This window comes from Billgrantia lactosivorans (assembly GCF_003254665.1).
GTDB classification, from domain to species: Bacteria; Pseudomonadota; Gammaproteobacteria; order Pseudomonadales; family Halomonadaceae; genus Halomonas; species Halomonas lactosivorans.
Window position 1 is genome coordinate 115,119 of record NZ_QHGY01000001.1, and the last position, 11,641, is coordinate 126,759.

Below are 11,641 nucleotides of genomic sequence, written 5' to 3' on the forward strand. Positions count from 1 at the left end.
CCATCTGCCACCGACGGTCGTCACCGTCGCAGGCATTGCCAAGAGGGAGAACAACAAATGGTCAAGCAGAGCAACCGCCAGTGGAGTCGTTGGCTGTCGACCTCGTTGCTGCTAACGGGGATCGGCGCCGCCGGCGTGGCCAGCGCCGAATCGCTCAACTTCGCTCACGTCTACGAGACTTCCGAACCCTATCACGAGTGGGCCCTGTGGGCGGCCGACGAGATCGAGGATCGCACCGATGGGCGCTACACCATCGAGGTCCATCCCGCCTCCTCGCTTGGCAAGGAGGAGGACATCAACGAGGGCCTGACGCTGGGCACCGTCGACATCATCTATACCGGCACCCAGTTCGCCGGGCGCGCCTACGGGCCGATCGGCATCGCCGGGGCACCCTACATGTTCCGCGACTTCGACCATTGGCAGGCCTACGCCGAGAGCGACCTGTTCGAGGAGATCGCCCAGGGCTACCAGGACGAGACCGGCAACGTGCCGGTGGCGCTCAACTACTACGGCGAGCGCCACGTGACCTCCAACGACCCCATCGAGACCCCCGAGGACATGGAGGACCTCAAGATCCGCACGCCCAACGCGCCGATGTACATGATGTTCCCCGAGGCGGTGGGCGCCAACCCGTCGCCGATCGCCTTCGACGAGGTCTACCTGGCGCTGCAGCAGGGCGTGGTCGATGCCCAGGAGAACCCGCTGCCGACCATCCGCGCCAAGGCCTTCTACGAGGTGCAGGATCACATCAACCTGACCGGCCACATCACTGACTCGCTGCTGACGATCATCGGCGGGCCGCTGTGGGATCGTCTCTCCGAGGAGGATCGCGAGATCTTCCGTGAGGTGTACCAGGAAGCCTCGGAGAAGATCACCGCCGACATCCAGCAGCAGGAGCAGGAGCTGGTGGCCTGGTTCGAGGAGCAGGGCGTGACGGTCAACGAGGTCGATCGCGAGCCGTTCCGCGAGGCGGTCGTTCCCGAGCACAACGGCGACGACGCCACCTGGGACGAGGAAACCTACGACCGGCTGCAGGCCATCGGCCAGTAGCCCCATTTGCGGCACCGCCCCGTGCGCGGGGCGGTGCCGGCGAGGAGATCACCCCCATGTCCCAGGACATCCTGCCGCCCGAGTCGGTCAGCATCGACCCCGTCGAGGAGGACGACTTCGACTTCAAGGCCTACGGCTGGGAGGACTGGCCGACCCTGGTGGTCTTCTGGGTGCTGGCCGGCGTGGTGTTCCTGCAGTTCTTCAGCCGCTACGTGCTCGGCAGCTCGGTGGGCTGGACCGAGGAGATCGCCCGCTACCTGCTGATCGTGGTGGGCTTTCTCGGCAGCGCCATGGCGGCGCGCAAGAACTCTCACATCGCCGTGGAATTCTTCTACCGCTACATGCCGGGCAGCGTCGGTCGCGCGATGTCGATGATTGTGGATATCGGGCGCACCGTGTTCTACGGCGCCGGCGTGTGGATCAGCTACGGCCTGGCGACCAAGACCAACGCCATGATGGTGTCGATCGACGTGCCCAAGAACGTCATCTACTACCTGGTGATGGTCGGCTTCCTGCTGATGCTGGTGCGCTCGGTGCAGGTGACCGTGCGCCACTGGCGCGAGGGCGAGAGCGAGTTGACCACGGCGAAGGATCGATGATGACAACGACAATCCACCGGAGGGCTCGCCATGCCTGAGGTATCGGTCGCGCAGCGCAAGGGGGCGGTGGTGCCGCCCCTGATCGCCGCCCTGGCGGTCGCCTTCTGCGTGCTCATGGCCGTCATGGGCTACTACCTGACGTTCCTGTTCGCCACCATGTTCACCCTGCTGGTGATGGGCTTTCCCATCGCCGTCAGCCTGGCGGGCTCGTGCCTGCTGTATGTCTACCTGACCGGCCGGGTGCCCGACATCGTGGTCGCTCACCGCATGATCAACGGCATCGACAGCTTCCCGCTGCTGGCGATCCCGTTCTTCATCCTGGCCGGGAACCTGATGAACCACGGCGGCATCACCACGCGCATCTTCGACTTCGCCCGCGCGCTGATGGGCTGGATGCGCGGCGGCCTGGGCCACGTCAACGTCGGCGCCAGCATCGTGTTCTCCGGCATGTCGGGGGCCGCCGTGGCGGATGCCGGCGGGCTCGGCACCATCGAGATCAAGGCCATGCGTGACGCCGGCTACGACCAGGAGTTCGCCGTCGGCATCACCGCGGCCTCGTCGACCATCGGCCCGATCATCCCGCCCAGCCTGCCCATGGTGATCTACGGCGTGATGGCGGGGGCCTCGGTGGGGCAGCTGTTCGCCGCCGGGCTCATCCCGGGGCTGCTGATGGGCGCGAGCCTGATGATCATGATCGCCATCCTCGCGCGGCGTCGCGGCTATCCGCGCGATGCCGCGTTCTCGCCGGGGCTGGTGTGGCTGACGTTCAAGCGCGCCTTCCTGTCGCTGCTGACGCCGGTGATCATCGTTGGCGGCATCATCACCGGCGCCTTCACGCCGACCGAATCGGCCATCGCCGCGGTGGTCTATGCGCTGATCCTCGGCACCGTGGTCTACCGCATCCTGACCTGGCGACGGCTGCTCAAGGTCAGCATGGAGACCATCGAGACCACCGCCGTGATCCTGCTGATCGTCGCCGCCGCCTCGATCTTTGCCTGGATCCTGACCAGCAACCAGGTCACCCGCCACGTGATGGAGCTGCTGGGGCCGTTCTCCGACAACCCGATCGTGATCCTGCTGCTGATCAACCTGGTACTGATCGTGGTCGGCTGCTTCATGGAGACCATCGCCGCCATCACCATCCTGGTGCCGGTGCTGCTGCCGCTGGCCGTGAATGCCGGCGTCGACCCGGTGCACTTCGGCGTGATCATGGTGCTCAACCTGATGATCGGCCTGCTGACCCCGCCGGTGGGCATGGTGCTCTACGTGCTCTCGCGGGTCTCGAACATCTCCTTCGAGAAGTGCATGCGCGGCACGCTGCCGTTCCTGGTGCCGCTGGTGATCGCGCTGCTGCTGGTGACCTTCATCCCGGCCATCTCCATGTGGCTGCCCACGCTCGTCTACCGTTGAGGTGCCCCCGATGTCTGGATCCCACGAGTCCGCCGCCAGGGTGGCCCCCGCCGCCCTGGAAACCTTCATGCAGCGAGCCCTGGCACGCTGCGAAGTCGAGGAGACCTCGTATCTGGCGGTCGCCCGGGCCCTGGTGACCGCCTCGCGCATGGGCACCGACAGCCACGGCCTGCGCCTGCTGCCGCACTATGTCCGCGCCGTGCAGGGCGGGCGCATCAACCCGCGCCCGGCCATGCGCTTCACCCGGCGCCTGGCCGGTACCGGCTATCTCGACGCCGATGACGGCTTCGGCCACCTGGCCGGCTACCGGGCCATCGAGCACGCCATCGCCATGGCCGACGAGGTCGGCATCGGCGCGGTGGCCGTGGGCCGCTCGTCGCACTTCGGCGCGGCGGGCTGCTACGCGCTGGAGGCGGCCCGCCGCGGCTACGTGGGGCTCTCGTTCTGCAATGCCGATGCCCTGGTCAGCCTGCACCAGGGGCAGGGGCCGTTCCACGGCACCAATCCCATCGCCTTCGCCGCCCCGGTGCCCGACCAGTCTCCTTACCTCCTCGACATGGCGACCAGCGCCGTGCCCTGGAACCGCGTGCAGCAGTACGCCGCCATCCGGCGCGAACTGCCGCCCAACGTGGTGGTCGACGCGGCGGGCCGGCTTACCACCGATGCCACCCGCGCCACGTCGCTGCTGCCGCTGGGCGGCGCCGACTTCGGGTTCAAGGGCGCGGGACTCGCCGGCATGGTGGAGGTGCTCAGCGCCACCATGACGGGTATGATCCACGGTTTTCGCATGCTGCCGATGAGCGGCGACGACATGCACACGCCGCGCGGCGTCGGGCATTTCTTCCTGGTCATGCGGCCCGATGCCTTCGTCGAGCGCGAGGTCTACGAGCGCGGCATGCTGGATTACCTGGAGGACCTCCGGGCGCAGCCCGCGCTGGAGGGATGCGAGGTGCTGGCGCCCGGCGATCGCGAATGGCGCTGCCAGGCGCAGCGCGACGCAGAAGGCATCCCGCTCGACTCGGCCAACGTGCTGGCCTACGCCGGCCTGGCCGAGCGGTTGTTGATCCCGGCCCTGTTTTAGCGTCCCGATCGGCACCGAGGATGCAGTAACATAGCGCTCGGGTCCGCGAGGGGCCCCGATTGGCTGGCCAGGAGTTGCATTGCATGAGTCGATACAAGGTGGAGCGCAAGACGCTGTCCGAGCAGGTGGCCGAACAGCTCGAGGCGGAGATCCTCGAGGGCCGGCTGAAGGAGAACGACCAGCTGCCCTCGGAGCGGGAGCTGATGGAACAGTTCGGCGTCGGCCGCCCCGCGGTGCGCGAGGCGCTCTTCCATCTGCAGCAGCTCGGGCTCATCGCGATCAACAGCGGCACCCGCGCCCGGGTGATACGGCCGACCGCCGAGGCGGTCATGGCGCGCCTTTCCGGTGTCACCCGTCAGCTGCTGTCCAAGCCCGACGGCCAGCAGTACTTCCAGGAGGCGCGCGCGATGTTCGAGATCTCGCTGGCGCGCTATGCGGCACGCCACGCCGGCGAGGAGGATCTGCGCCGCCTGCGCGATGCCCTGGCCGACAACCGCGACGCCGTCGGCGACGAGGCGCGCTTCAAGCGTTCCGACAACGACTTCCACGGCGTGCTGGCGAGCATCGGCCGCAACCCCATCTTCGACGCCATCCATGTGGCGCTCTCTGAGTGGCTCGACGACCGCCGCGCCCAGGTGCTGCAGCAGAAGGGCGAGGACAAGGCGGCGCTGGCGGCCCACGAGGAGATCGTCGAGGCGATCGCCTCCGGCGACCCCGATGCCGCCGAGGCGGCGATGCGGCGCCACCTCGACCGGCACTATGGGACTTATATGAAGCTCAAGAAGCGTCTAACCGAGTGATGATCTGCTGCGCGTCGGCTGGGGGTTATAAAGAGACGCCGCGCTTCCAGGGAATAAAATCATACTGCGCCAAGCCTACTGCCTTGGGCGTATAGCGACCCGAGGCGGCGTCGATGCACAGCCGCAGCAGCCGCTCGGCCAGTTCGTCGATGCCGGCCTCGCCGCGGATGATGGGCCCGGCATCGAAGTCGATCACGTCGCCCATGCGCCGGGCCAGCTCGCTGTTGCTGGAGATCTTCAGCACGGGGGCGACCGGGTTGCCGGTGGGCGTGCCAAGCCCCGTGGTGAACAGGATCAGGTTGGCCCCGGAGCCGGCCAGCGCGGTGGTCGATTCGACGTCGTTGCCCGGGGTGCAGAGCAGGTTCAGCCCCGCCCGGGTCTGCGGCTCGGTGTAGTCGAGCACGTCCACCACCGGGCTGTCGCCGCCTTTCTTGGCCGCACCGGCGGATTTCATGGCGTCGGTGATCAGGCCGTCGCGCACGTTGCCCGGCGAGGGGTTCATTGAGAAGTCGGCGCCCACCCGGGCGGCATGCCGCTGGTAGGCCTCCATCAGCGCCTGGAAGCGCTCGGCCACGCGGTCGTCGCGACAGCGGGCCATCAGCTCGTGCTCGACCCCGCACAGCTCGGGGAATTCACTGAGAATGCCGCTGCCGCCCAGGGCCACCAGGCGATCCACCACGGCGCCCACCAGCGGATTGGCCGAGAGCCCGGAGAAGCCGTCGGAGCCGCCGCACTCGACGCCGAGGGTGAGCGCCGATAGCGGGGCAGGGGCCCGTGCCACGGCGTTGGCCTCGGCCAGGCCGTCGAAGATGGTGGTCAGGGCGTCGCGGATCAGCGCCTCCTCGCTGCGGCTTGCCTGCTGTTCCAGGTAGTGGACCGGGCGCAGCCCCTTGGGGTCGCGCGCGGCCACGGCCGCCCGCAGCATCTCGATCTGCGCCTTCTGGCAGCCCAGGCTGAGCACCGTGGTGCCGGCCACGTTGGGGTGGCAGATGTAGCCCGCCAGCAACTGGCACAGCGCCTCGGCGTCGTCGTCGGTGCCGCCGCAGCCGAGGGTATGGGTGAGGAAGCGCACGCCGTCGACGTTGGGGAAGGGCCGCTCGCGGAAGGGGGCGGCCTGCTCGTCGTCGCGCTCGCCGTGCAGCAGCGCGCGGGCCATGCGCTTGTAGTCGCGATAGGGGTCCTCGCCCAGCGCATCGGCGACGCACTGGCGCAGCACCTCGATGTTGCGGTTCTCGCAGAACACCAGCGGCACCACCAGCCAGACGTTGGCCGTGCCGACCTTGCCGTCGGGGCGGTGGTAGCCCTCGAAGGTGGTGCCGGCAAGGGCCGACACGTCGGGGGCCTGCCATTCGCCGCGCCTGGCCTGCGGCACGCTGGTGGCGATGCTGTGCTCGGTGTTGTCGACGGTAATGGCGGTGCCGGCCGGAATGGGGCGCGTCGCACGGCCCACCGTGACGCCGTACATGATCACGGCGTCGCCGGTCGCCAGGTCGCGCAGGCTGAACTTGTGCTTGTGGCGCACCGCTTCCGCCAGGCGCAGCTCCCGGCCGTCGTCGTCGACCCGGGTGCCGGCCGGCAGGTCCTCGAGGGCCACCCGCACGTTGTCGGCGGCGTGCACCCGCAGGCTATTGCGCTGGCCGCGATCGCTGGCAATGGTATCGCTCATCTCTGGGCTCCGGGGGCTGGGCTCATGGTCGGGTGTCGGGTTCGGCGACGACGTTCTGGGTCTGGATGCCGAGGCCTTCGATGCCCAACCGCATGCGCTGGCCGGGCCGCAGGTAGACCGGCGGCTTCTGGCCCATGCCGACCCCCGGCGGGGTGCCGGTGGAGATCACGTCGCCCGGCTGCAGGCTCATGAAGCGGCTCAGGTAGCTGATCAGGTAGGGGATGCGATAGACCATGGTGCGGGTGGAGCCGTCCTGGTAGCGCTTGCCGTCGACTTCCAGCCACATCGCCAGCTCGTGGGGGTCGGCCACTTCATCCGGCGTCACCAGCCACGGGCCCAGCGGGCCGAAGGTGTCGCAGCCCTTGCCCTTGTCCCAGGTGCCACTGCGCTCGAGCTGGAACTCGCGCTCGGAGACGTCGTTGACCACGCAGTAGCCGGCCACGTACTCCATGGCTTGGGCTTCGTCGACGTAGCGCGCCTGCCTGCCGATGACCACGCCGAGCTCGACCTCCCAGTCGGTCTTGCTCGAGTCGCGGGGAATGATGACATCGTCGTCGGGGCCGCAGATGGCGCTGGTCCACTTGTTGAAGACCACCGGCTCCGGCGGTACCTCGGCGCCGGTTTCGGCGGCGTGGTCGGAGTAGTTGAGGCCGATGCAGATGAACTTGCCTACCCGGCCCACGCAGGGGCCCAGCCGGGTGTCGGCGGCGACTTCCGGCAGGCGGGCGGGATCGAGCCGGGCCAGCTCGGCCAGGCTGTGGCGCCCCAGGCGCTGGCCCTGGAGGTCGTCGAGATGGGCCGAGAGGTCACGGATCACGCCGTCGGCGTCGAGCAGGCCGGGTTTCTCGTGGCCCTTGGGACCGAAGCGCAGCAGTTTCATGTCGTCTCCTCTCTACAGGTCAGCACGGTTTCAGATCAGCCAGCCGCCGTCGATCACCTGGGCGGTGCCGGTGGTATAGGCGGCTTCGTCCGCCGCCAGGTAGGTGGCCAGGGCGGCGATCTCCTCCGCCGTGCCGAGCCGGCCGAGGGGCTGGCGCGCCAGGAATTCGGCGTGCACCTCGGCTTCGGGGCGCCCCTGCTGGCGTGCCTGGTCGCGAATGCGCTGGCGCAGCGAGGGGGAGTCCACGGTGCCGGGGCAGATGGCGTTGCAGCGGATGCCCTGGCCGATGTAGTCGGCGGCGATCGACTTGGTCAGGCCGAGTACCGCGGCCTTGGTGGTGCCGTAGGCACAGCGGTTGGGGACGCCCTTGAGGCTCGAGGCCACCGAGGCCATGTTGATGATGCTGCCGCCGCCATGCGCGATCATGGCCGGCAGCAGGGCGCGGGTCAGGCGCATCATGGCGGTCACGTTGAGCGCCAGCGACAGCTCCCAGTCGGCGTCGCTGCCGTCGAGCAGCGATCCGCTGGCGACGAACCCCGCGCAGTTGAACAGCACGTCCACGGGCGGCAGTTCATTGGCGAGGGCATCGACGGCCGCCGAATCCAGCACGTCCAGGCGGCGCGGTTCGATGCCCTCGATGGCCGCCAGGTCGGCGAGCTTTTCCGCCTCGATGTCGGTGGCGATGACGCGCGCCCCCTCGGCGGCGAAGCGCAGGGCGGTGGCGCGCCCGATTCCCTGGCCGGCGGCGGTGATCAGCGCCGTCTTGTCGCGCAGTCGCATGGCGGTTCCTCGTGGTGGTCGCGGCGACGCTGTGAGTGGAACCCGTCTGCACCGTTATGCTGGTATGACAGGATGCTAGCCTGATGTTTATCCCGATTATGGCCCAGCCCGGCCGAAATGCAACTCGGCTCCCGGCGCCTGGTTCAGCGGGCGAGCCAGCCGCCATCCACCGCAAGCGCGTGGCCGTTGACGTAGGCGGCGCCGTCGGAGCAGAGGAAGATCGCGGCCCCGGCGAGATCCTCCGGGGTGCCCCAGCGGCCGGCAGGGATGCGGCCGAGGATCTCGGCGCTGCGATTCTCGTCGTCGCGCAGTGCCTGGGTGTTGTCCGTGGCCATGTAGCCCGGGGCGATGGCGTTGACCGTGATGCCATGGCTGGCCCATTCGTTGGCCAGCAGGCGGGTCAGCCCGAGGATGCCGCTCTTGCTGGCGGTGTAGGAGGGCACGCGGATGCCGCCCTGGAAGGAGAGCACCGAGGCGATATTGACGATGCGACCCGGCGCCTTGCGCTCGACCAGGTGGCGAGCCACCTGCTGGCTGAGGAAGAATGCGGCCTTGAGGTTGATGTCCAGCACGGCGTCCCAGTCCGCCTCGGTGAACTCCAGCGCCGGGGCGCGCCGGATCGTGCCTGCGTTGTTGACGAGGATGTCGACCTGGCCCAGGCCCTCGACGGCGCGGGCGACGATGGCTTCCGCCGGGTCATCGCCGAGCTGGGCTTCGAGGTTCAGGTAGCGGCGGCCGAGGGACTCGATGCGCCCGCGGGTCTCTTCGGCGGCGCGACGATTGACGCCGACGATGTCGGCGCCGGCCTCGGCCAGGGCCACGGCGATACCCTGGCCGAGCCCCTTGTTGCAGCCGGTGACCATGGCGACCCGTCCTGTCAGTGAAAAGCGTGTCATGTGGCGTCTCCCTCTCTGCGCGCTGTGCCTGAAGCGCGTGGTGTGTGCAGAGTGAAGATAGCGCCGATCCCGTGATCGGGGCGAAGGGCGATAGCGCCGACGGACCCGCCGACCGCGCCGGCGCTCGGGCAACCAACTGAAAGGAAAGTACAAAAGGGACTTTCCATTTGGGCGAGGACGCGCTAGTATACGCCTCGTTCTCGGGGCGCCGGCAGGGCCGGCCAAGCGCGCAGGATCGGGCATTGCCAGGATCTGGTGCCTTGCGGGAACGAGCCGTCGGAGCGTGGCGCAGCTTGGTAGCGCGCTGCAATGGGGTTGCAGAGGTCGCAGGTTCGAATCCTGTCGCTCCGACCAAAAACACAGAAAAAACCGCCGCTCATGGATCATTCCGGGCGGCGGTTTTTCGTTTCGGCCTGCCTGTCCTCAGGCTCCGGGGTCGGCCACTCAGAGCTCTTCCCAGATCCGGCGCCTGAACTCCTGGGGCAGGGTCGCCACGTGCTTGAGGCGCTTCATGTGCTGGTCGGCGACCTCGCGGGCGATCTCCTCGTAGCACTCCTGCATTTTCTGCGGATCGGCTCCGTGGGTCTCGTAGCAGTGGTTGAGCTGCTCTCCGGCGGCCGATAGGGCGGCGAAGAAGCGGGCTTCCTGCTGCAGCATTTCACAAGCACACTCCATCCAGGCAAGCTGAAGGCGCGTCACGGGGGTAAGACCCTGCATGCACTGCTGCGACCACCATTCGATCATGGGTTGTGACGCGTCCAGCGCAGGGTTGATGCTGGAAGGGCGGGAAGGAGTCGTGCTGGCCATGGTGGAGCTCCAATCGCGGGTAACCGGGGCGGGTTAATTCCTCTGAGTGTAGCTCAGGGTCGGCCAGTCCCACACGTTTTTTGCTGCATTGCATTATGAAATTTTTACCGCTCTCGGGCGTGTCTCTTTGCCCTCCGTTCATGGCATGCTTCACTGAGCTGAGCCGCACAAGGAGCTAGCTATGTGGGACGTCGTCAAATCCGTACTGGCCGCCTTCCTGGGCGTGCAGCGTGAGCAGCAGCGACTCAAGGATTTCGAGAAGGGCAATCCGGTCGCCTTCATCGTCACCGGCATCGTGCTGGCGGCAGTGCTGGTAGGACTGATTGCGCTGGTGGCGACCCTGGCGGCGGGCTGACGGTTGCCGGTCTTGCGTTGATTGGCGCGTTAGCCAGAAGGCTAAGGCGAAGGCAGTGACTTTCGAGTCGAGATCTCTATACTCGATGAAGTAGCGGCTAATGTTCTCAGGAGGAGAACCCCCGAACCCTGACACTCGGGCTGCCGTTCCGACACAACTACAACTTCGGGAGGCGTCGATGCGCACTCTGCTCGTCTGGTTGGCAGGGGGCTTGACCCTTGTCGGCTCGAGCCAGGTGGCTCTGGCAAATGGCTGGAACATGCCCGTTGGGGTCTCGAGCCTCAGCGGCGAAATCTACGGCCTGCACATGACCATTTTCTGGATCTGCGTGGTCATCGGCGTGGTCGTGTTCGGGGTGATGTTCTATTCCCTGTTCAAGTTTCGCCATTCCAGAGGGGCCAAGGCCGCCAACTTCCACGAGAACACCACCGTCGAGGTCATGTGGACGATCGTGCCGCTGTTGATCCTGGTGGGCATGGCGGTGCCCGCCACCGCGACGCTGCAGAAGATCTACGACCCCTCCGAAGCCGAGCTTGACGTGATGGTCACCGGCCAGCAGTGGCGCTGGCGCTACGAGTACCTCGGCGAAGACGTCTCCTTCAACTCCAACCTGGCCACCCCGAGGGCGCAGATCAACGGCGAGGAGGAGCGCGGCGAGCACTACCTGCTCGAAGTCGACGAGCCGTTGGTCCTGCCCGTCAATCGCAAGGTGCGGTTCCTCTTCACCTCCGACGACGTCATGCACGCCTGGTGGGTGCCCGAGCTCGCCGTGAAGCAGGACGCCATCCCCGGCTTCGTCAACGAGAACTGGGTCGAGATCGAGGAACCCGGTATCTATCGCGGGCAGTGCGCCGAACTCTGCGGCGTCGATCACGGTTTCATGCCGGTCGTCGTCCAGGCCGTCGAGGAGGAGGAGTTCGACGAGTGGCTGGCCGAGCGCAAGGAGGCCGCGGCCGAGGAAGCCATGGGCGTCGACCGCGAGTGGGAGCGTGACGAGCTGATGGAGCGCGGCGAGGGCATCTACGGCAGCATCTGCGCCTCCTGCCACCAGCCCGAGGGCGAAGGGTCGCCGCCCGCCTTCCCGGCCCTGGCCGGCAACGAGCAGCTGATCTCGGATGAGGACTGGCACATCACCACCGTGATGAACGGCGTGTCAGGCACCGCCATGCCGTCCTTCCGCGATACGCTCAACCCCGTCGAACTGGCCTCGGTGCTCACCTACACGCGCAACGCCTGGGGCAATGACACCGGCGACGTGGTCCAGCCCGCCGATATCGCCGAACGGCTGGAGGAGTGACGGCAGGCACGGCGTGCGCG

At 67.6% G+C, this 11,641-nt stretch carries 12 protein-coding genes and 1 tRNA gene; 8 read left to right on the forward strand and 5 right to left on the reverse strand.

The features are described from left to right. The first annotated feature begins 57 nt into the window (after positions 1-57). The 5 genes from DIS04_RS00380 (at position 58) to nanR (ending at position 4,940) form a co-directional block, all read left to right on the forward strand. Entirely contained in the window at positions 58-1,050 is a 993-nt protein-coding gene (locus DIS04_RS00380) for a sialic acid TRAP transporter substrate-binding protein SiaP (protein WP_111411745.1), read from the forward strand. A gap of 56 nt (positions 1,051-1,106) precedes the next feature. Then, complete coding sequence (locus tag DIS04_RS00385; RefSeq protein ID WP_111411746.1) at positions 1,107-1,649, forward strand: TRAP transporter small permease; 543 nt, start codon at positions 1,107-1,109, stop codon at positions 1,647-1,649. Positions 1,650-1,679: 30 nt separating this feature from the next. Continuing rightward, entirely contained in the window at positions 1,680-3,059 is a 1,380-nt protein-coding gene (locus DIS04_RS00390) for a TRAP transporter large permease (RefSeq protein WP_111411747.1), read from the forward strand. Positions 3,060-3,069: 10 nt separating this feature from the next. Then, a complete protein-coding gene (locus tag DIS04_RS00395) occupies positions 3,070-4,140 on the forward strand; it encodes an Ldh family oxidoreductase (protein WP_111411748.1) in 1,071 nt (356 codons plus the stop codon). Between the two features lie 83 nt (positions 4,141-4,223). Further along, on the forward strand, positions 4,224-4,940 hold the full coding sequence (gene nanR / locus DIS04_RS00400) for a transcriptional regulator NanR (protein WP_111411749.1): 717 nt from the start codon (positions 4,224-4,226) through the stop codon (positions 4,938-4,940). A gap of 25 nt (positions 4,941-4,965) precedes the next feature. Here nanR and DIS04_RS00405 read toward each other — a convergent pair whose 3' ends face one another. From DIS04_RS00405 to kduD, 4 genes are all read right to left on the reverse strand, one after another. After that, complete coding sequence (locus DIS04_RS00405) at positions 4,966-6,606, reverse strand: UxaA family hydrolase (RefSeq protein WP_111411750.1); 1,641 nt, start codon at positions 6,604-6,606, stop codon at positions 4,966-4,968. 22 nt (positions 6,607-6,628) lie between these two features. Next, the gene (locus DIS04_RS00410) at positions 6,629-7,486 is read right to left on the reverse strand and encodes a fumarylacetoacetate hydrolase family protein (protein ID WP_111411751.1); all 858 of its coding nucleotides are present in this window, start codon (positions 7,484-7,486) and stop codon (positions 6,629-6,631) included. A gap of 30 nt (positions 7,487-7,516) precedes the next feature. Next, entirely contained in the window at positions 7,517-8,266 is a 750-nt protein-coding gene (locus tag DIS04_RS00415; RefSeq protein WP_111411752.1) for an SDR family oxidoreductase, read from the reverse strand. Positions 8,267-8,409: 143 nt separating this feature from the next. Next, complete coding sequence (gene kduD / locus DIS04_RS00420; protein WP_162622993.1) at positions 8,410-9,162, reverse strand: 2-dehydro-3-deoxy-D-gluconate 5-dehydrogenase KduD; 753 nt, start codon at positions 9,160-9,162, stop codon at positions 8,410-8,412. Positions 9,163-9,439: 277 nt separating this feature from the next. On the opposite strand from kduD, the gene DIS04_RS00425 reads away from it, so the two are divergent. Continuing rightward, positions 9,440-9,516: transfer RNA gene (locus DIS04_RS00425), tRNA-Pro, on the forward strand. Between the two features lie 90 nt (positions 9,517-9,606). Here the strand turns inward: DIS04_RS00425 and DIS04_RS20350 are convergent. Beyond that, positions 9,607-9,969, reverse strand: coding sequence for a hypothetical protein (locus DIS04_RS20350; RefSeq protein ID WP_162622994.1), 363 nt, complete (start codon positions 9,967-9,969; stop codon positions 9,607-9,609). A 181-nt stretch (positions 9,970-10,150) separates the two neighbouring features. On the opposite strand from DIS04_RS20350, the gene DIS04_RS00435 reads away from it, so the two are divergent. Both DIS04_RS00435 and coxB read left to right on the forward strand, forming a co-directional pair. Next, positions 10,151-10,324, forward strand: coding sequence for a DUF2970 domain-containing protein (locus tag DIS04_RS00435; RefSeq protein ID WP_111411755.1), 174 nt, complete (start codon positions 10,151-10,153; stop codon positions 10,322-10,324). Between the two features lie 178 nt (positions 10,325-10,502). Then, complete coding sequence (gene coxB, locus DIS04_RS00440; protein WP_111411756.1) at positions 10,503-11,621, forward strand: cytochrome c oxidase subunit II; 1,119 nt, start codon at positions 10,503-10,505, stop codon at positions 11,619-11,621. Positions 11,622-11,641 lie beyond the last annotated feature (20 nt).